Origin of the sequence: Methylobacterium nodulans ORS 2060 (genome assembly GCF_000022085.1) — a bacterium.
Taxonomy (GTDB): Bacteria; Pseudomonadota; Alphaproteobacteria; order Rhizobiales; family Beijerinckiaceae; genus Methylobacterium; species Methylobacterium nodulans.
The window spans coordinates 113,004-137,064 of record NC_011887.1 but is presented as its reverse complement, the minus strand read 5'-3'; the positions used below and the strand labels follow the sequence as shown (position 1 = coordinate 137,064).

The window sequence follows — 24,061 nt, the reverse complement described above, 5'->3', positions numbered from 1 at the left end:
GTCCTCGGCGCCCACAAGGTGGCCGGCGTGCGCGAGGCGATCGCGGCGGTCGGGGCTCGGCTGCTTTATCTCCCGCCGTATTCGCCCGACTTCAACCCGATCGCGCAGGTCTTCGCCAAGCTGAAGGCGGGGCTCGCGCAGCGCGGCGGTCCGCACGGTCAACGACCTGGGAGAGGTCATCCGCCAAGCCTGCATGCACTTCTCACCCGAGGAGGGCCGCAACTCCTTCGCGGCCGCCGGATACGAGGACGATGCTTACGCCTCAACCTGATCGGGCACCGCTCTAGCGGGCCTCCAGAGATTGGACTTGGCGAGGGACAGGTGGGCGATTTAGGATTATTTTCACATACCTCATTTCGTCTCATCGACTTGCTCTGGCACAAGAACATAGTAGGAACTTTGCCCCATATCGAGGGGCAAGAACCTATGACCAATGGCCGAAATTTGCGCGTCTCGCGCCACAGGAGAGCTTTGCGTGCGTCGGCCGGAGACCATCGAGCGTCTATATCTGGATTTCGACGGCTTTTTCGCCTCGATCGAATAACAGTGCGGTCGACGACTACGCTGCCGTCCGATTGGTGTCGTGCCGTACACGGGCGAAGCTGCAGAGCTAGAGCATGGCCATCGTCGCGCTGGATCTGCTGGTTCAGTCCAAGCGCGACCAGAAGGCGGCCCTGAAGCTGCTTTGCAAGCTGATCAAGAAGCAGGGCTCTGCGCCGGAGGTGCTGGTGACGGACCAGCGCCGCTCCGATGCGGCCGCGCACCGAGACCTCGGCTTGAACACCCATCAGGAGCAGGATCTGCGCCAGAACAATCGGGCCGAGAACTCGCATCAGGCGGTGCGACGACGCGAGCGGAAGCTGCAGGGCTTCAAGTCGCCCGGCTCAGCCCAGCGATTTCTCTCGCTGCAGGCCGCCGTCCAGAACACGGTCTCCATTCAACGTCCCCTGATCTGCCGCTGCACACTCCGCCAGTTCAGGGCTGAGTGGCGGACGCATGGCAGCAGGCGACGGCTGCGGCCTGAGGGAAAGCCGGTCCCGCCGCTGCTGCGACCACAGCTCAGATCCCGTGACAGGGGGCCAAGTCGTGTGTTCTCTTCGAACGCGTTCGCATTGACCAAGGATTGGCACAGCGGATGGCGGGGCTTCGCTGCTTGTCACAAGCCTGATCGATCTCGCGAGACGAAAGCTCAAACCGGCAGTGCTGCCGCCAATTCCTGTGCGACGCGATCCGCAACGAGGCGCACGCGCTGCGAACGCCGGATATCGGCGTGCATCACGAGGAAGACCGGGCGGACCGGAGCCTGGCTGTCCAACGGCAGGGCTTTCAATCGGTCATGCGCGCGGGCCAGGAAATCAGGGAGAAGCGCGATGCCAAAACCGGACAGCGCCGCCTGCAGCAGCGTGGCCATATCATTGGACCTGACACTGAACCGCCGCCCGGCGACATGCCCGTCAAGCCAGAGCTTCTGCGGCAGGTCCGGCATGCTGTCGTCAAAGCCGACCAAGACCTGCTCCTCCCCCGGCCGCCCGATCTCCTCGGCAAGCCCATACAGGCCATAGGAGATCTCGCCGAGCGGCCGGGCCACGAGATCCGGTTCGGTCGGGCGACCGAGACGAATCGCGATATCGACTTCGGCGCGTGCCAAATCGGCATCTCGCCGCTCGCCGGCCAGCTCCAGCGTCACGCCGGGATGGGCGGACGAGAAGGCGCGCAAGCCCGGCAGGATCAGGTGGCTGAGAAGAAGGGGCGGAGCCGAAATCCTCACCTTCCCGGCCAGCAGATCGACACCCGATGCGGCTTGGCGCAGGGCCAGCACTTCCTGCTCGACGGCCTCCGCCCGCCGCAACAGCGCCTCGCCTTCGCTCGTCAGCGACCAGCCGCGGGCCAGCCGATCGAACAGGCGGACCTGAAGCTCGGTCTCCAACTGACCGACGCGACGCGCGACGGTCGAATGCTCGACCCCGAGCGCGCGGGAGGCGGCCGACAGGCTGCCGCCGCGCGAAAGTGCCAGAAAATAGCGGATGTCATTCCCAAAGCATCACCCCGACCCGATTATTGATGCACAGACAGTGCCGATTTTTTCCGAATTCCGATCGTGGATACACACGACATCGGTTCCCCCCACAAGGGGGCCGCCATGAAGTCCGTCGGATTGTTCAAGTCTCTGCCCATCGAAGACCCGGAATCGCTGGTCGAGCGGGACATTTCCACCCCGATACCGGGCGACGCCGATCTTCTGGTTCGGGTCGAGGCCATCGCGGTCAATCCCGCCGACTACCGCGTGCGCCGCCGCAAGGCCGACGATGGAGCGTTCGCCGTGCTCGGCTGGGATGTCGCGGGCGAGCTCGTCGCGACGGGGAGCGCAGGTGCGGGGGTCTCGGTCGGTGATGCGGTCTCCTATGCCGGCGACCTCCCGCGCCCCGGCGGCACCAGCGAGTTCCACGCCGTCAACGCCGCGATCGTCGGGCATCGGCCGACATTGCTGACCCCGGCCCAAGCGGCGGCGCTGCCCTTGACCGCTTTGACGGCGTGGGAGGCGCTGTTCGACCGGTTCGGCCTCTCGCCCGACGCGTCATCCGAGCGCCGCACGCTGCTGATCGTCGGCGGCGCCGGCGGGGTCGGCTCGATCGCCATCCAGCTCGCCCGCCTCGTTCCCGGCCTCACCGTCATCGCCACCGCCTCCCGGCCCCTATCCCGGGCCTGGTGCGAGCGGCTGGGAGCGCATGGGCGCCGGTACGAACGGATAGAAACTGGTCGAAGCCGGTTACCATAGCCTCTTCGAACGCGGCTTCCATGGCCCTCCGGGCTCGCACTGCGCGCTCCTCAGCGTCGGGAACTTCCTTGCCCGTGGGGATCCGCTCGATAGCCCGTTGGGTCTCATCAATCACGGTCTCAGACCACCGGATACGATAGAATTCCGCCTCTGCCAGAGTGAGCAGGAGGTTTCGTTTCAACGCGCCCGCAAGCGCGCAGGCGTCCACGAACGCGGTGAAGCGATTGGCGAACAAAGCTCAAAGATACTCCGCGTCCATCTCGGTCAAAGCCGAAAGCGCCTCGTTATGCCCTTCATCTCTCCTTTTTTTGTATGCAAATAGATCTTCGGCTTTAATCCGGCGGTGGCGCCCAACCTTGGTGTGCCTGATATCACCTCTGTCGAGCAGTGATATAAGGAAAGGTCGCGACACATTGAGGATATCTGCCGCTTGCTGCGTAGACATCATTTGTCCAACAGGAACAAGCGTTACAACATCACCGCTACCAACATGCCGAAGCACCTCCATGAGGAGGTTCGACAGCGCGGGAGTCAACGTAATATCAATTGGTTTCTTGTCTTCATCAATGACGCGCAGCTTCGCATCGTCCGCAGCATGTGCGGCAATGATCTTGCGCAGCTGATTGGCTGCCGCCTTCTCATCGTCAGACGGAAGGCGGCCGCCTAGCGGTTCGGCAAAGGCTGGCATGGTCATCCGGGGTGCCTCCGTTTAAACGACTCCGCACCTGCTATCCGCAGCAAACGCAACCAATGCAATATACGCAATGTGCGCCTCATTGCGGGGTTCCGCCCGAGCGGTCCGAGCGGTCATCCCAACGGGTCAGCGAGCCGATTGGAACGGTCTGTGTCCATGCAATGAGCGCTGCCGCAGGAAGGGCCTGAGCGAGACCGCTCGCCTGGGTGGACCTCGTGTAATCTCTCGGCGCAGCGCCGCTGGCTCGCCGCGCTCGGCTTCGATCTCTCCGAGGCGCGCCAAGAGAGTGGTGATGCCAGCTCCATGGCTGCCTGCGAGCGCAACCTTCAAAGATGAGTTTGATCCGGCGCCGGGTTAGCATGCCGCGGCGTGCCATCGTTCTGGCTGTAGCGCCGTTGTAGCGTCGCACGTCGGGCAGGTCACTTCTGCATGTTCGGGAACGACGAATGGTGCGTCGGTCAGGTCGTCGGCGCTTGGTCGACGCGCAACGGATCGTGGCGCCAGCTGTTCAGAGTTGTGTAGCGTCGCAACTTTTGACGCCGGGTCGAGAACGCTGGCGCTTGTCGTGTCGGGCCGGCGGTCACCGCCATCCGGGCTCATGCTCGGTTCTGCAGCGTCGCGAGCTTGCGGGCGGCGCCGCGCTGGGCTCTCAGCCGCTCGCCGTAGCGGGCCGGCATGGCGGGCGTCTTCCACGAGCCCGCCTGCATGACCTCGAGCAGCTCGAACCCCGCCGCGAACATGTCCTGGGTCGCCCCGACCCGGGTCGAGTGCCCCGACGGGGGACGCGCGAGCTTCACGCCCGCGGCCAGCGCGATCTCGCGGTAGAGCCGGTACACCTCCGCGTCGCCCAGCGCCGCGGCCCCGACCCGACCACCCTTCGTCACCGGCCGGAACAGCGGCCCGCTCGTCAGCCCGGCTGCCTCCAGCCACGCGGACACATGCCCGACCGTGTCCGGCGCCAGGTACTTGACTGCGCCTTCGCCCTCCTGGTCGGTCTTGGTCCGCCGCACCAGGATCGTGCCCGAGCCGTCCTCCACGCGCTCGAGATCCTCGATGAGCAGCGACACCAGTTCCGAGCGCCGCAGCAGCGTATCGTAGGCCACGGCCATCAGCGCGGCATTGCGCAGCGCGATCAGCGGCACCTCCCGATCGCCCTCGGCCACGCGCCGGTGCAGCCGCTCGGGGGTCTTCACGGCGAGCATGCGGTCGATGCTGGGCCGGTTGAGCGGCTCGGCCTGCTTCTGGCGGCGGCCCTTGGCCCGGCTCATGCGCTTGACCGCCAGCCGCACGCGCTCGTCCGTGCACGGGTTGGGCAGACCGGCCGCGCGGTGGAGCATGGCGATCGAGGAGCGGTAGCGCTCGACCGTGGCGCGCGACTTCCGCGCGGCCTGGGCGTCGATGAAGTCGGCGACCGTCTGCGGCGCGGCGGGCAGGACGGAGCGGCCGTGCGCGCGGCACCACGCGGCAAAGATGCGGCTGTCGGCGGCAAGCGCCCGCAGCGTGTTGGGGGCGAAGGCGCCCTGGGCGGCGCGGGCGTAGGCCTCGAGCCGCTCCAGCAGCGCGGGTCCGGGCGGCAGGGCCGCGGCGAGCGGGACGGAGAGGGCGAAGGATGAGCCGTGGGGCGGCGCGGGGGCGGGATCGGCGGGGTCGAACTCCATGGCCGCAGCGTAGCCGTACGACCCTTAACAATCCACCTATTCCCGACGATAGGCGGCATTATCGGGGGCGATTGTGAGGGTGTTTGGCGGGGTGTTTCGGTGCGGCCACGGACCATTCCTGAGTGAACCAAGTGATAGTGCGATTCGCTTGGTTCACGTATCATCAACCACATCGTGAGAAGCCCTTACGCCATAGACGAGCTCTTCACCGGTTCGACTTGGCGCCGGCTCGCCGGTCCGGCCGAGCGCGCGGCCGAGGCGCTCCTGCGCCTGGACGAGCGCCTCGCCCGCACGGAGCCGGCGCTCGCCGACGGCGTGAGGGCGCGCGCGCACTTCGTCGACGCTCAGGCCGCGCTCGGGCTCGAAGGTCGGCTCGTGCTCATGGAGGACCTCGTCCTGCACGACGCCGCCATGCCCGTGCGCCAGCCAACCCCGGAGCTCGCCCGGGCCATGCACGTCCTCGCGATCCGCCGCCGGATCGCCGCGGCGCGCCCGGACTGGCCCTTCGCGCGCGAGGGCTGGTCCGCCCTGTTCGGAGCCGTGGGACGCGATCCCGACGGAACGGAAGCACCGCTCGAGAGCCCACGGGTGGAGGCGCCGCGCCGCGGTGACGCCACCGAGCCGCAACCCTGGGCCATGCCGCGCTTCGGGCAGGATTCGTTCGACGACGAGGACGACGGGGCCACCAGCTCAGGTGATGAGGATGAGCTCTGGACAGCGGACGAAGCCAGCGATCCGGCCTTCGCCGGCATCGACCGCCTGCTCGCCCGCAGCCGGCGCACCCTCGCCGACTACAACGACCTGACCACGGATGAGGGCCGGGCCGCGCTTCGGGTGCGCGATCCGCAGTACGGGGAAGCCGAACGGCTGGCGGCCTGGCGGCGGATCGCCCTCAAGGACGTGCGGGAGCTGCCGGCGGTTCTCGCCGCCGCGGTCGTGCTCGACGCCTGGTTCGTCCTGGACCCGTCCGAGCGCCAGCCCTTCCTCGGTCCCCTCCTCGCGGCCGCCCTCCTCCATCAGCGCGGGACGGCGCGCCATCACCTCCCTGCCCTCGCGCTCGGCCTGCGCGAGAGCCGGACGCGGTGGCTGACGGTGCACCCCGCGCCCGAGCGCCTCGGCGCGATCCTGCGCGCCGCCGAGGCGGCGGCACACGCCGCCTCGCGCGATCTCGACCGGCTGAGCCTCGCCCGCGCGCTGATGCTGCGCCGGGTGCAGGCCAAGCGCCGCACCTCGCGGCTGCCGCAACTCGTGGAGGTGTTCCTGGCGAGCCCGCTGGTCACGGTCCAGAGCGCGGCCCAGCGGCTGGGAACCTCAGCCCAGGTGGTCGAGGCCATGCTGACCGGTCTCGGGCCGGCCTGCCCGCGCGAGCTGACCGGGCGCAGGCGCTACCGGGCCTGGGGCATCGTGTGAGGCGCGCGCCGCGAGGCTCAACGTGAGCGTGAGGCTCCGGTGCACCGCCGAACACCGCGACCGCGACCTTGAAGTGGGCCCCTTCAGGTGGACAGGTTCGGGCACAGCAATTGACCACCTGGCCGGGCTTTCGAAGGATGAAAGCCCATGCCGAAGCACCGCACTCACAGTGCCGCGTTCATGCGGCAGGTCGCCCAGGAGGCCCGGGGCGGCGAAACGCTGCACGGATTGGCGAAGCGGCACGATCTCTCACGCAACCTGATCCGGATCTGGGTGGAGAAGGATCGCCTACATCACCTTCCACCACGTGCCGCCGCTTGGCGACCTCCTGACCGGCAAGGCGCAGGTGTCGCGGACGGCCGAGGACATCACACGGTCTTCGACATGACCGGGCTGGCTCTGCAGGACATGACGGTCGCCTGCATGCTGCAGCGACGCGCGACCGAGGGCGGTCGCGGCACGCGCATTCCGTGGCCCTGGTGAGAGGACACCCAGCCTGTGACCCAATCCAACGTCTAACTCCCGGCGCCGCTGGATGCTTTGCCGACCCCGTGCCTGCTCCTCGATGAGGTGCGGGTCCGGGCCAACGTGGCGCGGATGCAGGCGCACCTCAGCGGCCTCGGCGTCACCTTCCGGCCGCATCTCAAGACCGCGAAGTCGCTCGCCGTGGCGCGTATTGCCATGCCGGCCCCCGAGGGACCTGCGACGGTCTCGACGCTGCGCGAGGCGGAGTGTTTCGCCGCTGGCGGCGTGCGCGACCTGATCTACGGGATTGGTATCGCACCCGACAAGCTCGCCCGCGTCGCGGCGATCCGGGCACAGGAAGGACCTCCAATGAAGGCGAGCCTTGCATCCCCGCTCGTGACCCCGATCCGGCTTAACGCCGCATCATCCGGTGCAGGTCATGCGCCGACGGAGGAGACGACCCCTCTTCGCCCGCGCCGGAACCGCGAGGTGAGTTCCTCGTCCAAGAGCCCGCTTGCCGAGATGCGGCTTATCCCGCGCAGCGCCGGGAGCAGCCGCCATGACCGGCCTACACAAGGTCGCATCAGCCCTCGGGGAGATCGTCCGGCCACTGTTGCGCCCCGTGCAGCACACGGAGGATTCGGACTGTCTCTCCGGTCACTTGATAGGCCGCGATGTAGGGCGTCCCGGTAACGACAAGCTCGCGGGTTCCGGCAATGCGGCCGGGTCGGCCACTTTCGGGAAAGTCCCGAAGACGGCGGGTCGCGGCCACGATCCGCTCGTCGATGACAATGGCGGCCGCAGGGTTGTCGGCCTCGATATGCGTGAAGATGCCGCCGCGATCCGAAAGCGCGAAGGCCGACCAGACGAGCTTCACGATTTCAGTTCGCCGGCCCTGCGCCGGGCCGCAGCGCGCCGCTGCGCGAAATGCGCCTCAGCCTGATCGTCAGGAACGTCGGGCCGGGTGTCGTCCAGCGCCTCAAGGACCTTGGCCCGGAACCAGGCGTCGTGCGCCTCGCTGTTCGTGACCAGCTCGAGGGGGAGCGCACCCTCATTGGCGGTCCGGGTGAGCAGAATGCGCACCGCATCCGAGACCGTAAGGCCCATGTTCTCGAGCACCGCCGATGCGCGATCCCGGACGTCAGCGTCGATGCGTGTCTGAACGAGTGCGTTTGCAGGCATGGTCACCTCCCTTGTCGCAATGTAATGCATTTGAATGACGAATGCCAGCCCGTCAGAGGCCGCCCCTCCCCTCGCATTCGTTCGGCCAGAGGTCGAGTTGGCTGTGATCGGCGGCCGTCGAGAGATCGGCCTGATCGAGCGGAACGCAAGAGCGGTGCAGGAAGACCTCGCCGCGTATGCTGCGCAGGCCGGTGCGAAGCGCCCGGTGACCTCAACGGCGTCGGTCCATGCCTCAGCGTCGCGATCGCCCATATGCCGCCAGCGGGCACCTGCGCACCGATCCCGCCTTCAAGCTCGCCTGCGGTCGCCTGCCGGAGAGCGGCCCCGACCTGATGAGCCAGCCCACCATCTCGCGCCTGGAGAACACACCCGCTCTGCGCGACCTGATCCGGCTCGGCCGCGTCCTGGTCGATGTTTTCTGCGCCCGTTACCCCGCGCCGCCGGCCAGCCTCACCCTGGACATCGACGACACCCTCGATGTGGTGCACGGCCACCAGCAGCTGTCGGTGTTCAACGCTCATCACGATGAGCGCTGCTTCCTGCCCCTCCACGTCTACGACACCACCGCGGCCGGCCCGTCGCGGTGATCCTGCGGCCCGGCAAGACCCCGTCAGGGCGGGAAGTCCGCGGGGGCCTCTGCGCCGGCTGGTGCGGGCCATCCGCCGGCACTGGCCGAGCACCGCGATCACGATCCGGGGCGACGGCCACTACGGCCGCCCTGAGGTGATGGACTGGTGTGAGGACAATGGCGTCGTCTCCGTCTGTGGCCTGAGCGGCAGGCGGGCACTGGCGGCCAAGGTGGAGGATGTCGCGGACCCGATCCGGGTCGAGCGGGCGATCGGCAACAAGGAGGCGGTGCGTGGTTTTGCCGAGACCCGGCACACGGCCAGGTCCTGGCGGCAGGAGCGCCGGGTCGTTGCCCGCATTGAGGCCACCCGGCTCGGTCTCGACATCCGCTCCATCGTCACGAACGTTACGACAGGAACACCGCAGTGGCTCTATGCCAAGGTGTCCTGCGCGCGGGGGCAGGCCGAGAACCTGATCAAGCTGCACAAGACGCAACTCGCGTCGGACCGCACGTCCTGTCGGAGCGCGGCCGCCAACCAGATGCGGCTGGTGCTGCACACCGCGGCCTACTGGCTGATCCTGACCGCGCGCGAGGCTGTGCCGAAGGCGCATCCGCTGGCCTGCGCAGAGTTCGCCACAATCCGGCTGCGGCTGCTCAAACTCGGGGCACGCATCCAGGAGAGCGCCAGCCGGATCCGGCTGGCCTTTGCGGCCGCCTGTCCGGAAGCGGGGTTGCTGCGCCATCTGGCCGGCGTGCTCGCCCCAGCGCCCGCCTGAGCCACGGGGCTGCGATGCCCCGGCAAACCCGTTCCTGTTCCTCCGGCCCTATCCGATCCAACCACATGCAGAGGCGTCCGCGACGGCGCCCGCCGGCGCACGTCCGCACCCCGAAACACCACTTCCCCGCACCCCTCGCGAATAAGACGGGCTAGAGGCGATCCGTGACCAGCACTCGGCCTTTAGCACCGACAGACGTCTTGCCATCCTGACCCTTGATACGGCCACGTAACTCAACAATCTCACCTCGCAATTTTTCGTTCCAGGCTACCTTCACAACCAGCCATTCCAATCGAATAGTTTCATCCGCATAGATTGGTCGACGGAACCGAACACAGAACTCCAAGCCCAACATCGCTCCTTTCTTGGAAAAATGAGAGGCCGTCAGGGCAAGCAGCAGTGAGGTAGCGTGAGGTCCGCTCGCCGTGGGCCGACCGAACCGAGTGGTGGCGGCGTATTCAGCATCGTGGTGTATCGGGTTGTTATCACCCACAGCATCGGCAAATTGGGTGACCTGCGACAACGACAACGTTACTTCGGAGGAAAAACGCTCTCTTGGGTATGCTCTCATAGCCATCTCCTCATAAGTTCCTGACGCCGAACGATCAGTTTTGCATGCCGAGAATGGCTAGATGTGATCTGATAGTGTCCGATGGATCATGCAGTAGCTCTTGCAAGCCCGCTCAAAGAATCGTCGACGGGCTCGGGTGGAATCGACTGCCTCGACAGCCAGGTGCGTACTGTGGCTGCGAGCGTGCAACGACCTGCTCAAGCACATCCACCACAAACTCAGTCTTAACTGCGAGTCGTATTCGTCCTGTCGCTCCGTGGCCATCTACCGCTTGATCCCTCGCTTCTTCGGAATATCGCTTCGATGTCACCGTTTTGCTTCATCTTTTCATAGTATGGATCCTCCGGGAATACCAGCGCGGCTCACTCGCAATTGGTAGTCAGCTGAGTATGCCCTTCACATAAGCACGCGCCACCGCGTGAGGGATATTGGCAGCGTCCAGTTTTTGCATCGCGTTGCGAATGTGAGCGCGTATTGTGCAAACACTGATGCCGAGCTGCACGGCTATGTTGCTACCTCTTTTTCCTTGAGCGAGCAAATGCAGCACTTCTATCTGTCGCTCCGTCAACGAGATTTCGCTAATACGAAGGCTCATATCTATACCTCCACGCTGTGGGCGCTTCTGCCGCAGAGCACGCCCTGGTTTGAAGGAAGACTGCCGGTATCACGGAGTTCCGTTACCAGCTCATCGCAAATCAGATACCGCACCCACCAAATTCAAACTTGTCTCTGATCCTCTACATCGCTGGACAATCTATCTCTGATAGAGACATCCCTCGCACTCTATTACCGATTAGCATCTCACCTTTCCCCCCTTATCTGACAAATAAAGGTATAGAATAGTCTCTATTTTGGGAAGAAACTATATGAAACAGTCTCTATGGAACCGCACTGCGGCGCATTGAGATTGACTTCATGGCGTCCCAATGCAACGGTTTCTCGCCGAACACGAAATCCGATGCGCGCCTTGTCGGGGCTAACCGAATATCCATCGCAAGCGTCGTCGTGGCACAGACGGCCACGGCCAGCGCGTTGATGCAGCAATCACCGGTTTGAGAGTCTTACAAATCATGACGCGCTGTCTGCTGCAACCGCGCGCTGCGCCGAAAGTGCTGCGATGTTGACCAGTTGCTCCCGGTTACAGCCCCATTGCGACAGTAGTGCGTCTACTGCTGTGGAGTCGGCGGTGGCCAACTCGGGGTGTGCTGCCGGCGTGCGACTGAAGCGCGGAGCGGGCGCGTTTTGCGTGACACCGGCGACCGTGACGAACGCATGCCGTGCCCGATTGTGCGGATGTTGAGCAGCTTCCTCGAGTGTCAGCACTGGTGCGACGCACGCGTCACTCCCTGCGAACACAGCACACCATTCATCGCGCGTGCGGGTCATGAATTGCTCGGCGAGGAGTGGTTTCAGCTCCGCCCAGCGTCGCGGATCATGCCCGGCGGGGCTCATGAAGCTGCTGCCACCAAACACGTTCGGATCGAGCCCGGCCTTGGCAATGAGCTCGCCATAGAATTGCGGCTCGAGCGCACCCACGGCCATGAATTTACCATCCTTGGTTTGATAGGTATCGTAGTAGTGCGCGGCGCCCGATAGAAAGTGACTACCGACTTGGTTGCAGCTCAAGCCACGCGCCTGCATCCCCAGAAACATGGCCATCAGCGCGATCGAGCCGTCCACCATCGCCGCATCCACCACCTGCCCTTGTCCGGACCGCTCACGTTCCAACAGCGCGCACACCATGCCGAACGCGAGCAACATGCCACCGCCGCCAAAATCTCCCACCAAATTCAGCGGCGGTACCGGCCGCTCGCCACTCCGGCCAATGGCATGCAGCGCGCCGCTCAACGCGATGTAGTTAATGTCATGTCCGGCGGTGCTCGCGAGCGGCCCGTCCTGCCCCCAGCCCGTCATGCGCCCGTACACGAGCTTTGCATTGCGTTGCAGGCAGTCATCCGGCCCGAAGCCCAGACGCTCTGCCACACCGGGACGGTAACCTTCGAACAAAGCATCGGCGTGCTCGACGATGTCGAGCAGCACACCCACTTGTTGCGGGTCCTTCAAGTCCAGCGCCAAGCGCAACCGATTGCGTTGCAATGGATCGTGAGCATCGGCGCTCGCCCCATGACGTTCGACTCTGAGCACTTGTGCACCCAGGTCTGACAGCAGCATGCCGCAGAACGGTCCTGGACCGATCCCGGCCATTTCAATGACACGAAAGCCCTTGAGCGGTCCCATTCAGATCACCTCTTGATCGGCTTTACCATTCCGCAACGACAGCTTGCCGCGCGAGCCATTGCACGCGCAGTAATCAATTCTGATGATGGATCAGGTTGGCAACTCTGCCGCACGGTTATTGGAACAATAGTCAGTTGTGCCCATGTCATTCCTGATTATTGTGCATTGCATGGACGCTCTCTATATATATCCATGCAACTTCGTTCATTTCCCAGGTAAGCTGTTTCGCAGTTGTTAGAGTTTACGCGTGCGGACTTGGATGGGTGCTACTTACCGACTTTTGCGCAAGGCTTCGCCATCCAAAGAAGAACCTTACACAGCAGTGAGGAAAAGCGTTATGTTGAGCTACGTCAATGGAACGAGCGACCAACCTTTGTTGTATCAAACGGTCGGTGCGACGCTTGAGCACGCCGCCGAGCGCTGACCTGCGCGCGATGCGCTGATCATCCCACAGCAAAATATTCGCTGGTCATGGCAGCAACTGAACGACGCGGCGGACCGACTGGCGCGCGGCTTCCTGGGCCTCGGGCTGAAACCCGGTGATCGCATCGGCATCTGGTCCCCGAATCGCGTCGAATGGGTCGTCACACAGTTCGCCTCCGCCAAGGCTGGACTCATTCTCGTTACCATCAATCCCGCCTATCGTGTCAGCGAGCTCGAGTCCGCGCTGAACAAGGTGGCAGCGAGCGCGCTCGTGCTCGCGCCTTCGTTCAAGACCAGCAACTACGTTGCAATGATTCGCCAGCTCGCGCCTGAGCTCGGCACCGGCGTTGCTGGAGATCTAAAGCTTGCTCGCCTGCCGCGTTTGCGATCAGTCGTGCTCATGGGCGATGAGGTGGTCCCAGGTTTCATCGCGTACGACTCGTCGCCACGGGATGCCGGCGCAAGCGATGACCTGCAACAACTCGCAACGCAGTTACAACCCGAAGATCCCATCAACATCCAATTCACGAGCGGCACGACGGGCTTGCCGAAAGGCGCGACGCTCACGCATCACAACATCGTCAACAACGGTTACTTCGTGGCGCGACGCCAGCAGCTTACGGAACGCGACCGCTTGTGCATTCCCGTGCCGCTCTATCACTGTTTCGGCATGGGTATGGGTGTGCTCGGTTGCACGACGCACGGTGCGGCGATGATCTTTCCGGGAGAAGGCTTCGACCCGCTTGCAGTCCTGCAGGCCGTCCATCGCGAGCGCTGCACGGCACTGTATGGCGTACCGACGATGTTCATCGCCGAGCTGGATCACCCGGAATTCAATGCCTATGACCTAAGCTCGTTGCGCACCGGCATAATGGCTGGCGCACCCTGCCCGGTCGAGATCATGAAGCGCGTGGTCGCGCAGATGCACATGCGTGAAGTGACGATTTGCATGGGTACGACAGAAATGAGCCCTATCACCTTTCAGAGCAGGTCCGACGATACATTGGACCGACGCGTCTCGACTGTTGGCACGATCCATCCGCACGTCGAAGCGAAGCTCGTGGATACGAACGGACGCGTCGTCCCCGTCGGCGTGCGCGGCGAACTGCTCACGCGTGGTACGGCGTCATGCAGGGCTATTGGGATGAGCCGCAGAACACCGCCGAGACCATCGACCCGAACGGCTGGGTACACACCGGCGATCTCGCCATCTTGGACGAGGTAGGGTACCTCAAGGTCGTCGGCCGGATCAAGGATTTGATTATTCGCGGCGGCGAAAATATTTCGCCGAAGGAGATCGAGGAGTTTTTGTATGGGCATCCGAAGATTCAGGAAGTGCAGATCTTCGGCGTGCCCGATCAACGTTTGGGCGAAATCGTTGCCGCATGGATCAAGCTCAAACCCGACGTGGAGTGTACAGTCGAGGAAGTGCTACAGTATTGCCGCGACAACATCGCTCACCACAAGGTGCCGAAACACGTCTGGTTCGTCGCGGAAATCCCCATGACCGTAACGGGTAAGCCTCAGAAGCACATCATGAGGCAGACGATGGTCGAAAAGCTCGGGTTGCAGGAGGACCAAGCCGGCTGAGGTGTTGCCATGAGTCAAGATTCATCAAGTGGGTGATGTGGTGCACCGTTACTCATGCCTTCAACAACGCACTCATGGGGAGAGTTGCAGTGAAAACCACCCTCGTGCTGTTTGGTGTTGGCCACATGGGTTCGGCCATCGCCCGCGGAATGTTGCAGACCGGAAACACTGATCTTCGAATCATTGACCCAGATCTCAGCGCGCTTCAAGAGTTCAGTGCGCTCGGAATCCGCACTGATACTGCTTGTTTAAGTTTGGCACCGAATGACGTGCTCATGTTGGCTATGCCGCCGCAGGTCTTTGGCGCTTTCTCATCGGACACTCCATGCGTACATCATCATCAGGGGTTGGTCATTTCTGTGATGGCCGGCATTCGGATCAGCAGCATCCAGCAGATGCTGGGTACTCAGAACGTAGTCCGCTCAATTCCCAATACTCCTTCGGAGGTCTTCGAAGGGATGACTGTCTACTGCCGGTCTTCATCGGTAGGCGAGAACCTCGCTCGAAAGGCACGGGACGTCCTTGAATCGTTCGGTCGAGCAGTCGAAGTCAGTGACGAGGCGCTGATAGATCCTGCCACTGCCCTGTGTGGGGGAGGTCCGGCATTCGTCGCCTACTTTGCCGACGCATTGCAAGAGTTTGGCATCAAGGCTGGTCTTTCAAAGGATGCCGCGCTTGCAATCACGATTCAGCTTCTGCGGGGCACTTCAGCACTGTTGGCGACCACAGGCAAACCTGTGATGCAACTTTGCCGCGAGGTCATGACACCCGGTGGTACGACCGAGCGGGGTATCTGGCACTTTGACGACGAAGGCGTTGGCCGTACGGTCCTGGACGCTCTTTCCAAGTCATCCGCACGTTCGCGCGAGCTTGGGCTCGCAATTACTGAGTCCCTTTCTCAGTTCGAGGTGGCAAAATGATCGGAGTAAGCGACAAGAGTTGGCTGGTCGACCTACTGTCGACCGTTGCCCCAGACAGACCGGATCTAGTGCCGGAAATTGCTGCGGACAGCGACAAGCACATCTATTCCACCTACTTCGGTCTTGGCCATCAACTGAAAATGCACGACAGGCCAGGTGTGTTCAAAGTGAGCCTCGCCGGCATGGCGCTCGGAAGCTATTTGCTCAAAGGCTTAGCTCAGGACGAGCTGACAGGCAGATTGCTGGACCTGGGCACGGGAAGCGGCATCTTGGCTCTCCTGTTGCGAAGCTTGGGGGCCCATGACATCACCGCGTCGGACGTCAGCACCAGCGCTGTTGGCTTGGCTCTCGAAAACGAGAGTCTCAACTTTCGTAGCAGTCGAATTCGCTTCTTCTCAGGTGATCTTTTCGTGGGTCTGCCAGAGGGGGACCGCTATGACACGGTGATTTTTAATCCGCCAGGTTGGCGCACACCATCGGAGAAGCTCCTCGACCGCTTACGCGGGAACGAGGATGGTATCGGTATGACGCCCGAAACCATGTTCTACGGAGATGAACTGCTGCTGAGGTTCCTCAAGGATCTGCCGGACAGAATGAACCGTACGGGCCGGGCGATCGTCGGGCTGAATTCCCTGGTAGGAATCCGCGATGTCTTGGCTCGCTACAAGGCCTTCTATCCAACGGGCGCACCGTTGCAGTTCCAGCTTCTGGAGCGCCACTCGCTACCCTTGCTCTTCTACTCCCCAGGCTGGAAGCGCGCAGAGCCCTTTCTCCGTGAGGAGTTCGAAGCGTGGCGTGACTCGTATGGCGCCGCTTATACCATCGACGGGCAAGGTCGGCTGTACTGGTCTTATGAGGTAGTCGAATGCAGACGCGCGCCGACAGCTTTGGGCTAGAGGTTCGTGCTGCCGCAACAGGGGTTTCATCGAACGTAATCCTCGGGGCTTCGTCGCCGAGCCTTTGATCGAGAGTTGGCGAAGGTGACGGAGAACAAGTCAATGAAACAATATGACGTCGTCGTTATCGGCCTTGGCATCATGGGAGCTGCTGCAACCTGGCGCGCAAGCCTGCTCGGCGCAAACGTATTGGCAATCGAGAAGGGCGGACCCACCCATCGAGGAGGTTCGTCGCACGGTGCAACCCGCATCTTTCGACAGGCGTACTGGGAAGGCCAGAGCTATCTGGGTCTGCTCTCACTGGCGGATAAAGGCTGGCGAGAGCTGCAGAACGCCTCCGAAACTCGCCTTATTGTCCAGACTGGCGGTCTGTTCATCGGCCCCAGGAGTACGGGCATTGTTGCTGGCAGTCTTAGCACTGCCGTACATGGCCTAATCGAACACGAGCACCTAACTGCTGCCAGTGTTCGAGAACGGTTCCCACAATTTTGCGTAGGCGACGACATGTAAGCGGTCTATGAGCCCGGCGCCTATGCTGTTCTCGCTGAAGAAGCTCGGCTACAGATGCTCAATGAGGCAGTGAGTCGAGGCGCGCAACTCTCCTATGGTGAAGAGGTCGGATTAATTGCCAGCAATGCTGGTCGACCCACAGTCACCACTCGGTCTGGTCACTCAATAGTCGCTGGTTCTGTTCTCGTGTGCGCGGGAGCAGCAAATGTCGTGTTGCTTCCAGAACTTGCTTCTGTTCTCCAACCTAAACGAGTGCCAATCTACTGGTTCGAGCCTCGCCTTGGCTGCGAAGCGAGGTTTAGTCCAAGAGCTCTTCCCGTTTTTTTGTACGAAGCGAAAGACGGTGCCTTGCTATACGGTATTGCTGCGGGAATGTCTGCGGAATCCGGCGTGAAGATCGGATTCCACAACCGACAGCACGTTACGTATGCGTCAAGCGAGGAACCGGCTCCCGGAATGGAGTCGTATGCACGTGAGATCGAAAGTTACGTGGCAGAGATCTTTCCTGACCTCGTGCCATCGACGGTTAACGGCAAGTGGTGCATTTACACCTTGACGCCCGATGAGTCGTTCATCTTTGATCGAAGCTCCAATCATCCAAACGTCTTCCACGCGAGCGCCTGCTCAGGGCATGGTTTCAAGTTTGCGCCGGCGATCGGCGAAGTCTTGGCGGAACGAGTTATGGGGCTGCAGTCTTCAGTTGATCTTGGAGCGTTCGCTCTTGATCGTTTCAGCGGCCGCGCCTGATGGCCGGTTGCCGATGGAGCCTGCGCGGCGCCAACGCGCGTCGATGGTGTCGAATCCCAGCTAATCGGGGTGCGCAAGCAACGCGCCCGCCGCAAGGCCGTTGGCACGCGGGCGCCGATCCTCGTGGAGGCAAAGCCGAACGCGCGCTGGTCGATCGATTTCGTCCACGACCAGTTTGCCGGCGGCCGGCGCTTTCGCATCCTCAACGTCGACGACGACGTCACCAAGCAATGCCTCGGCGCCATCCCGGACACATCGATCTCGGGCCGGCGCGTGGCGCGAGCTGACGGCGATCCTCGATCGGCATGGCAAGCCAGACATGATCGTCAGCGACCACGCTACCGAGTTCACCTCGAACGCCATGCCCGTCTGGTGCCGCGGCACGGCCGTCGAGTGGCACTTCATCGCGCCCGGCTAGCCGATGCAGAACGGCTCGGTCGAGAGCTTCAACGGCCGCATGCGCGACCAACTGCTCAACGAGACCCTGTTCTTCGATCTCGACGATGCCCGCGCCAAGATCGCGGCCTGGGTTGCCGACCACGAACTCGATCGACCTCACTCGGCGATGGGCTATCTCACGCCTGCGGCCTACGCCGACAACTTCTCAGCAGCAGACGACCGGCTCCGCAACCCCGGCCAGCTCCGCCGACCGTCCGTTGCTCCAGGGGCCGGTCACACGGCGAATAACGCGGAGCATAACAATGCAAATCAGGTACAGCGAGTACAACACGGATTCCGGCAGCGGGACATACGATCGCCTCCGGCAGATCGCGCGTCATCGAACAGCGTCGTCAAAGCGCGCCACGGTAGAGCCGCTTTCGATTCCTCAGCGCGACCTGACCAACCTGATATTCGATCTCTTTCGCGGATTTCGAAGCAATGCCTTCATCGGGCTATCGGAGAGAGCGACGAGGCGCATTCAGAAACCCGGTCGCTGGAAAGAGGTGTCGTGCAGCTCGCTCATCTGCGAAATCGTGACAGACAAATTGGTGCGCAAAGGGCCATTGAGCGACAACGGGCGGCTGGCGCGGTGTGAGCAGATACAGCGTGCCGTTGAGCGAGGAAGCGTTAGGTTCGCGATCCTTCTCCTGCCGTTTCGAACCCCGTCACCACTCAAGCACCGTGTTGGTTTGCCCGATCTCGGAGAAATCTACACCCTGGTTCTACTGGAGTCGATCGCGAAGGCCTGTGAGCATGCGCAGGAAAGCATGATCGCCAAGGCGCGCGTTGTTGCGACCTCGCTGTCCAGCGCGCAACTTGATTCCTACGGTCCGCGCGAGGCGTCGTTCTCTCCCACCAACGTCAACTGTGACGAGATTATGGCGCAGGCGTTCGCGATTGTCGAAGCGCAGTCGCTATCCCGCGCAGAGGCTGCCAAGCGCAAGCGGTGCATCAGAGAATCGCTGTTCAATCGAAAGGCACACAAGATTCGTGACGCGCGTTCGTTCGCGGAGCTACTCGCGGCGCTATCGAAGTGGTCGCTTTCGCTGGAAGCGTTCGCTGCGTTTCGGAATGGAGAGGTCGTGCCCGTCAGTATCCTGGCTATCCAAGACGCAGAAAGATATCCCTGCTATTCAGATCTCAGCCATGCCGTCGTCGCAGAGTACCGCTCTTTCTTGATGAAGATGACAGATCTTTTGGACATCGAGCGGCGCCATCTCGACTTGGTTGCCTATCGTGATGTTGCAGAGCGGACCGACGAGACGGCGCAGAGGCGGCGAGATGCCTTCTATGAGAACAGGTTACAGGCACTGCGCGCTCCAATAGCGGCGGGTCTGTCGCGGTTGCTCTTGTGCTGCGGGAAAGAAAAGTTTACGCAGTGCCTTCGCGAGGTCGACGCGGATGGGATTGTTGGGCCGCTATTCGAGCCGCTTCTGCTCTCGGTGCAGCATCCTCGGCTCGCGGAGTGCGCGCTAAAATGGGATCGCGAATATGAAGAAGTCTTCTTCCAATGCATGACGAATATCTACGATCCGTCTGAGGATGCAGAATTAGAACAACTGCGACAGCACCTCATCCAGAGAACCTTGGAGGCGGCGTGCCAGTATTGCGCTGCCTACGAGGCGAACACGGGTCTGAAGAACGGGGATAGGTTCGATGATGTGTCGATCCGTTTCCCGAATACGCTACGCATGTCGATCCACAGCAAGAGCGAGTCGATGGGACAATTCTCGATTTCCGTATCTCCGACCAAGACTCGAACGCCATGGCATGGAACGGCGGCGCTCAGTGGGAGCAGCGATGGTGCGCCGATTGTTCTATCGATTGACCTGGCCGGCGGTCTGGAAGCGACCGGAAAATATGCTGCGGTAGTGGTCGAGGCTGAAGATGGATCCCAGCGGTCGGGACCCTTTGAAGGGCATGCCTACTGCGGGCAGCCGATCTTCTATCTTTCGGCCGATCTTCTGTCCACGGACCGGGAAGGAGGACCAGGCGCAATCTGGCGTGAACTGGCTTTTCGAGGTCTGCGCGGTTTTACGCAGGCGGCACAATGAGCATTGCTAACAGGCTGGGGAAAAAGAGCCTGGGTGGCTGCCTTGATCTCTGGTGGCGGTGGGTCTCTGGTTGCCATTTTGGCTCATGGGCGGCGGGAAAGCGGCCTTCTTGCCCTGCTTGCTGCTCATGAGGGCGATACGAGGAGCTTGGGTAGCCTGATCAGGTTGTAGGCTGCCATTGTGAAGGTGAACTGCCAGCCGACGCGGTCGATCCCGCGATGACGCGTCTTGCGCATGCCGAACAAACGGCTGCACGCGACCGCGTTAGGAAACGCGGCGCGTGAGCAATGGCGTTGGGCGGTAAAAAAGAGAGTGCGATGGAGCCACGTCTCAACATAGTCACACTTGGGGTTCGTGACCTCGTCAAGGCGGTTGCGTTCTATCGTGACGGTTTAGAATGGCGTCAATCGAGCGCGAGTGTCGGTGACTTCGCGATCTTCAAGCTCTCCACGGGCACCGCTGTGGCCCTGTATCCTCGTCGTCTCCATGCTGTTGATGCAAAAACAAAAGACCACGGTGGTTTCGGAGGGATCACACGTGCCCAAAATGTTTCAGCAAAGAAGCATCTTGTGCTATCGTAAGCCGTAAAGGCATGGCGGCATGCCTTTGAAATCATCTGAAGATGCTGAATGGGGCGGGTATTCCGGCTACTTCGCGGACCCTGACGGACATTGTTCGGGAGGTTGCATGGAATCCGTTCTTCGTTATTGAGCAACGTTGTATTCAGCTGCCCGACTAGACGCGACGCTGCCCAAGCAAGCCGTCCAACAGACGCGTAAGACAACGCACGTCGCTGAAGGCGGATGTGATGCGCGCTGAACTAGAAAGCCCTGCCAGCGGAGAACCCAGTTGATCACATCTTCTGCCCCCGGACGGAGCGTTTCGACATTTGTGCCCGACTCGCCTGCGGCGTGGCGGCGATTGCTGATCGCCCTAGCAATAGCCGCAGTCGGCACCGTCGGCACATGGTCGGTCGTGGTCGTGCTGCCAATGGTGCAGGCCGAACTCGGCGTCACGCGCGGCGCCGCATCGCTGGCATACACCTTGGCGATGATCGGCTTCGCCCTCGGCGGCGTCGTCACAGGCCGCCTGACGGACCGCCTCGGCATCATTCCCGCGATGGGAATGGGCATTCTGTCTCTGCTGTTCGGTTATCTCGGCGCCGGTATTTCGACGGCGCTGTGGCAATTCGCCGTGGCGCATTTCTTCATCGGACTGGGCGCATCGGCGACCTTCGCGCCGTTGATGGCAGAAGCGTCGCGCTGGTTCGTGCGCCGGCGCGGAATCGCGGTGGGGATCGCCGGCAGCGGCTACTATCTCTCCGGCGCCTTCTGGCCTCCGCTCATCGAGCGGGGCATAGCCCAATATGGCTGGCAGATGACGCACATCGCCCTCGGCATTCTCTGCGGGGCCGCGATGACGGTGCTCCTCCTCATCCTCCGGTTGAGCATTGGCAGGTCGCAGCAGCGCTCGCTCGGCACCGAGGGTCGCCCGAGCGTCGATATCGATCTCAGCCCCAACGCTCTGACAGCCGTTCTCTCGGTCGCGAGCTTTTTCTGCTGTACGGCCATGGCGGTGCCACAGGTGCATATCGTCGCCCTTTGCGGCGATCTCGGTTACGGCGTCGCGCGCGGAGTGGAAATGCTGTCGCTGATGCTGGCCTTCGGCGCCGTCAGCCGGATCGGCTCGGGCTTAATAGCCGATCGACTCGGCGGGCTCGCGACATTGCTGATCGGCTCGGTGGCGCAAGCCTCGGCGCTCACAATGTATCTGTTCTTCGACGGCCTCACGCCTCTCTATGTGGTCTCCGCCTTGTTCGGCCTGTTCCATGGGGGAATCGTGTCGAGCTATGCCATCATCGTTCGCGAGACGATGCCTACGAGAGAAGCGGCAACGCGCGTCGGCACGGTGATTATGGTCTCTTTGTTCGGCATGTCGTTCGGCGGTTGGATCTCCGGCGTGATCTTCGACATGACTGGGTCGTATAAGGTGGCCTTTCTGAATGGGCTGGGATGGAACGCGCTGAATGTCGCAACAGTGCTGCTATTGCTGTTGCGCTCGCGCCGTCGCGCCGCTTTTGCCTGATCCGACCCGCACGGTTATCCTCGAATTCCGATCCCCAAGCCCGAAACGTTGCCTAGCTCGGGCTCGCGACAAACAGCGCGGCTGGACATCATCCTCCGTGCATCATCGCCGAAATGAGGCGCGAGGGGCGCGCCTCTCGCTCCAATTGGCCCGGTTAGACGGTCGGCTCGATTTGGGCGTGTCGCACACTCGGGTACAGGCCGCAGAAGGGTCTACTCGGTCCCTCTTTCACGCTTTGTTCGCGACGGGAAGTCCGAAGCAGTGCGCGAGCAGCTGGTTCTGCTCGCGCACGGTCCACGCCCCAGCAAAGCCGAAGCCCTTGCGCAGCCACCGCATGGCTTTGACGCCCTGGATCGTGCGCCGGGCCGTGTTGAACGACCGGAAGCCCCCGACCCGCGGCATCGGCCTCTTGACCCGAACGTGGTCGCTCTCAATGCCCTGCTGCAGGTGCTTGGTGACGTGGTGGGTCGGTGCGCGGGGCAGCAGGCCCTCCTCGTGGCTCTCGGCGATCGCCGGCGGGTAAGGACCAGCACCATCGGTGCCGATGCGATCCGGGGCGAGCAGCGGCTCAGCCGAGAGCATCTTGCGGAAGAACCGCTTGGCCGCATCGAGATCACGGTGGGCGGTGAGGAGGAAATCGACCGCTTCGCCGTGCTTGTCGATGGCCCGGTAGAGATAGCGCCACTGGCCGCGGACGCGGATGTAGGTTTCATCCACGCGCACGGATCCGCAATGTGGTTTGCGGAACCGGCGCAGCCGACGCTCGAGGGCGGGGGCGTAGGCCAGGACCCACCGGTTGAGGGTGGAGTGGTCCACCTCCAACCCGCGCTCCAGCAGCATCTCCTCGATGTCACGGTAGCTCAGGGCGTACTGTAGATACCAGGAGACGGCCTGGACGATGAGGGTTGCCTGGAAGTGCCGGCCCTTGAAGGGGCTTGTCCCGTTGATTGGGCGCTGGCTTGCGGAGGGCTGGCGCGCAGCGTAGCCGGGTCGCATGACCGTGCTCTCGTACTCCGGCTACCGCTTCCCGCGTGACATCATCCAACGCGCTGTGTGGTTGTATCTCCGGTTCACCCTCCGCTTTCGCGACGTCGAAGAACTCCTGGCCGAGCGGGGGATCACAGTGACGTACGAGAGCATCCGACGCTGGGTTCTCACCTTCGGTCCGACGATCGCACGCGGGCTGCGAGCCCGCCGCCCCAAGCCGCACGCGCGATGGCACCTCGACGAGGTGTTCGTGCGCATCAGCGGCACGCAGATGGACCTGTGGCGGGCCGTGGACGCCGAAGGCGAGGTGCTGGACGTGCTGCTCCAGACCAAGCGGGACAGGCGCGCGGCTCAGAAGCTGATGCGCAAGCTTCTGAAGAAGCAGGGCATGGCACCGGAGACCTGGGTCACGGACAAGTGCCCGGCCTACGGAGCCGCGCTTCGTGAGATGAAGCTGAGCCGAGTGGATCACGTCCAGCGCAAGCGGGCGAACAACCGGGCGGAGAGCTCGCATGTGCCGGTGCGACGACGAGAGGCGAAGTTGCAGGGCTTCGAGTCGCCTGGCTCAGCCCAGCGGGTCTTGTCGATGCCCGCGGCCACCTACAACACCTTCACCGTTCCTCGTCACCTCGTCTCGGCTCGCACGCACCGGCTCTTCCGAGCCGAGGCGTTCGCGATGTGGCGCGGTGCGGCGGGCGCGCCGGCCTGAAAGGGGCCAACGTCGGTTTTCTCGCGGCTATTCCGACAACGTGACAAGCCCCCGAGAATGCGGCAGGTACGGAATAGCCGGCATTCTCGACGGCGCCGACGAGCTTGCTGCGATCAACTGGCGCGTTGGTCGTGATGCTCGCGCGCTCGGTCGCTAAATTGACCGAGACCGTCTCCACCCCGGGGATGGCCTTCAGGGCCCTCTCGACACGTCCCACGCAGGATGCGCAGGTCATGCCCTTGATGGGCAGTGAGATTGACGCGGTGGAAAGGTTCGCAGGTCGAACGGGGGCATTCATAGCCACCTCCTTTCTCGTTCGGGAATTTTGCGTTTCGGGCTTCCAATCGTGGGAAGTCGGGTC

Annotated in this window: 18 protein-coding genes and 10 pseudogenes; 16 read left to right on the top strand and 12 right to left on the bottom strand. The window is 62.7% G+C overall.

Annotation, left to right across the window (positions count from 1 at the left end; genetic code table 11):
* Positions 1-3 precede the first annotated feature (3 nt).
* Positions 4-271: pseudogene (locus MNOD_RS47650) on the top strand (transposase); the annotation flags it as partial.
* 346 nt (positions 272-617) lie between these two features.
* Positions 618-869: pseudogene (locus MNOD_RS50890) on the top strand (DDE-type integrase/transposase/recombinase); the annotation flags it as partial.
* Positions 870-1,189: 320 nt separating this feature from the next.
* On the opposite strand, the gene MNOD_RS39045 reads toward MNOD_RS50890, so the two are convergent.
* Entirely contained in the window at positions 1,190-1,990 is an 801-nt protein-coding gene (locus MNOD_RS39045; protein WP_244424893.1) for a LysR family transcriptional regulator, read from the bottom strand.
* Between the two features lie 150 nt (positions 1,991-2,140).
* On the opposite strand from MNOD_RS39045, the gene MNOD_RS47640 reads away from it, so the two are divergent.
* Positions 2,141-2,776, top strand: a complete 636-nt coding sequence (locus MNOD_RS47640) for an alcohol dehydrogenase catalytic domain-containing protein (RefSeq protein WP_157091830.1) — start codon at positions 2,141-2,143, stop codon at positions 2,774-2,776.
* 238 nt (positions 2,777-3,014) lie between these two features.
* On the opposite strand, the gene MNOD_RS45185 is transcribed toward MNOD_RS47640, so the two are convergent.
* Together MNOD_RS45185 and MNOD_RS39035 are read right to left on the bottom strand one after the other, a co-directional pair.
* Positions 3,015-3,470, bottom strand: a complete 456-nt coding sequence (locus MNOD_RS45185; protein ID WP_012631119.1) for a helix-turn-helix domain-containing protein — start codon at positions 3,468-3,470, stop codon at positions 3,015-3,017.
* Between the two features lie 596 nt (positions 3,471-4,066).
* Positions 4,067-5,128, bottom strand: a complete 1,062-nt coding sequence (locus tag MNOD_RS39035; protein ID WP_012631118.1) for a tyrosine-type recombinase/integrase — start codon at positions 5,126-5,128, stop codon at positions 4,067-4,069.
* A gap of 174 nt (positions 5,129-5,302) precedes the next feature.
* On the opposite strand from MNOD_RS39035, the gene MNOD_RS39030 reads away from it, so the two are divergent.
* The 3 genes and pseudogenes from MNOD_RS39030 to MNOD_RS45175 all read left to right on the top strand — a co-directional run.
* Positions 5,303-6,538 (top strand): RHE_PE00001 family protein, encoded by a 1,236-nt coding sequence (locus tag MNOD_RS39030; protein ID WP_012631117.1) that lies wholly within the window; start codon positions 5,303-5,305, stop codon positions 6,536-6,538.
* A gap of 147 nt (positions 6,539-6,685) precedes the next feature.
* Positions 6,686-7,021: a hypothetical protein gene (locus tag MNOD_RS49750; protein WP_244424888.1), complete on the top strand. Its 336-nt coding sequence runs from the start codon at positions 6,686-6,688 to the stop codon at positions 7,019-7,021.
* Positions 7,022-7,069: 48 nt separating this feature from the next.
* A pseudogene (locus MNOD_RS45175) lies at positions 7,070-7,357 on the top strand (DSD1 family PLP-dependent enzyme); the annotation flags it as partial.
* A gap of 229 nt (positions 7,358-7,586) precedes the next feature.
* On the opposite strand, the gene MNOD_RS39020 reads toward MNOD_RS45175, so the two are convergent.
* The 3 genes and pseudogenes from MNOD_RS39020 to MNOD_RS49745 form a co-directional block, all read right to left on the bottom strand.
* Entirely contained in the window at positions 7,587-7,880 is a 294-nt protein-coding gene (locus MNOD_RS39020) for a type II toxin-antitoxin system RelE/ParE family toxin (RefSeq protein WP_012631116.1), read from the bottom strand.
* Positions 7,877-8,185 carry a type II toxin-antitoxin system RelB/DinJ family antitoxin gene (locus MNOD_RS39015; RefSeq protein WP_012631115.1) on the bottom strand — a complete coding sequence of 103 codons (309 nt, stop codon included), beginning with the start codon at positions 8,183-8,185 and terminating at the stop codon, positions 7,877-7,879. Before MNOD_RS39015 ends, MNOD_RS39020 begins: the two co-directional genes overlap by 4 nt.
* A gap of 52 nt (positions 8,186-8,237) precedes the next feature.
* A pseudogene (locus MNOD_RS49745) lies at positions 8,238-8,449 on the bottom strand (hypothetical protein); the annotation flags it as partial.
* A gap of 2 nt (positions 8,450-8,451) precedes the next feature.
* Here MNOD_RS49745 and MNOD_RS45165 point away from each other — a divergent pair.
* Positions 8,452-9,529, top strand: a pseudogene (locus tag MNOD_RS45165) (IS1380 family transposase); the annotation flags it as partial.
* A gap of 151 nt (positions 9,530-9,680) precedes the next feature.
* On the opposite strand, the gene MNOD_RS45160 reads toward MNOD_RS45165, so the two are convergent.
* The 3 genes from MNOD_RS45160 to MNOD_RS39005 form a co-directional block, all read right to left on the bottom strand.
* Complete coding sequence (locus MNOD_RS45160) at positions 9,681-10,100, bottom strand: MaoC family dehydratase (protein ID WP_198157707.1); 420 nt, start codon at positions 10,098-10,100, stop codon at positions 9,681-9,683.
* A gap of 379 nt (positions 10,101-10,479) precedes the next feature.
* On the bottom strand, positions 10,480-10,695 hold the full coding sequence (locus MNOD_RS45155; protein WP_083786741.1) for a helix-turn-helix domain-containing protein: 216 nt from the start codon (positions 10,693-10,695) through the stop codon (positions 10,480-10,482).
* Between the two features lie 473 nt (positions 10,696-11,168).
* The gene (locus tag MNOD_RS39005; protein WP_012631113.1) at positions 11,169-12,338 is read right to left on the bottom strand and encodes a CaiB/BaiF CoA transferase family protein; all 1,170 of its coding nucleotides are present in this window, start codon (positions 12,336-12,338) and stop codon (positions 11,169-11,171) included.
* A gap of 337 nt (positions 12,339-12,675) precedes the next feature.
* Between MNOD_RS39005 and MNOD_RS39000 the strand changes: the two are divergent.
* From MNOD_RS39000 to MNOD_RS38980, 6 genes and pseudogenes are all read left to right on the top strand, one after another.
* Positions 12,676-14,351 (top strand): annotated as a pseudogene (locus MNOD_RS39000) (AMP-binding protein).
* Positions 14,352-14,440: 89 nt separating this feature from the next.
* Positions 14,441-15,271, top strand: a complete 831-nt coding sequence (gene proC / locus MNOD_RS38995) for a pyrroline-5-carboxylate reductase (RefSeq protein WP_012631112.1) — start codon at positions 14,441-14,443, stop codon at positions 15,269-15,271.
* Entirely contained in the window at positions 15,268-16,167 is a 900-nt protein-coding gene (locus tag MNOD_RS38990; protein ID WP_012631111.1) for a methyltransferase, read from the top strand. Before proC ends, MNOD_RS38990 begins: the two co-directional genes overlap by 4 nt.
* A 102-nt stretch (positions 16,168-16,269) precedes the next feature.
* Positions 16,270-17,424 (top strand): annotated as a pseudogene (gene solA, locus MNOD_RS49740) (N-methyl-L-tryptophan oxidase).
* A gap of 69 nt (positions 17,425-17,493) precedes the next feature.
* Positions 17,494-18,020, top strand: a pseudogene (locus MNOD_RS42225) (integrase core domain-containing protein); the annotation flags it as partial.
* A gap of 105 nt (positions 18,021-18,125) precedes the next feature.
* Complete coding sequence (locus tag MNOD_RS38980) at positions 18,126-19,919, top strand: L-tyrosine/L-tryptophan isonitrile synthase family protein (RefSeq protein ID WP_012631110.1); 1,794 nt, start codon at positions 18,126-18,128, stop codon at positions 19,917-19,919.
* Positions 19,920-20,044: 125 nt separating this feature from the next.
* On the opposite strand, the pseudogene MNOD_RS47635 reads toward MNOD_RS38980, so the two are convergent.
* Positions 20,045-20,158 (bottom strand): annotated as a pseudogene (locus MNOD_RS47635) (IS5/IS1182 family transposase); the annotation flags it as partial.
* A 78-nt stretch (positions 20,159-20,236) separates the two neighbouring features.
* Here MNOD_RS47635 and MNOD_RS50430 point away from each other — a divergent pair.
* A complete protein-coding gene (locus MNOD_RS50430; protein ID WP_341874512.1) occupies positions 20,237-20,500 on the top strand; it encodes a VOC family protein in 264 nt (87 codons plus the stop codon).
* A gap of 268 nt (positions 20,501-20,768) precedes the next feature.
* The gene (locus MNOD_RS38975; RefSeq protein ID WP_012631109.1) at positions 20,769-22,004 is read left to right on the top strand and encodes an MFS transporter; all 1,236 of its coding nucleotides are present in this window, start codon (positions 20,769-20,771) and stop codon (positions 22,002-22,004) included.
* Between the two features lie 228 nt (positions 22,005-22,232).
* Here MNOD_RS38975 and MNOD_RS38970 read toward each other — a convergent pair whose 3' ends face one another.
* The gene (locus MNOD_RS38970) at positions 22,233-23,000 is read right to left on the bottom strand and encodes an IS6 family transposase (RefSeq protein ID WP_244424887.1); all 768 of its coding nucleotides are present in this window, start codon (positions 22,998-23,000) and stop codon (positions 22,233-22,235) included.
* On the opposite strand from MNOD_RS38970, the gene MNOD_RS38965 reads away from it, so the two are divergent.
* Positions 22,999-23,700 (top strand): IS6-like element ISMno6 family transposase, encoded by a 702-nt coding sequence (locus tag MNOD_RS38965; protein ID WP_012631082.1) that lies wholly within the window; start codon positions 22,999-23,001, stop codon positions 23,698-23,700. The genes MNOD_RS38970 and MNOD_RS38965 overlap by 2 nt on opposite strands.
* A gap of 58 nt (positions 23,701-23,758) precedes the next feature.
* Here MNOD_RS38965 and MNOD_RS45135 read toward each other — a convergent pair.
* Positions 23,759-23,998: pseudogene (locus tag MNOD_RS45135) on the bottom strand (heavy-metal-associated domain-containing protein); the annotation flags it as partial.
* Positions 23,999-24,061: the final 63 nt, after the last annotated feature.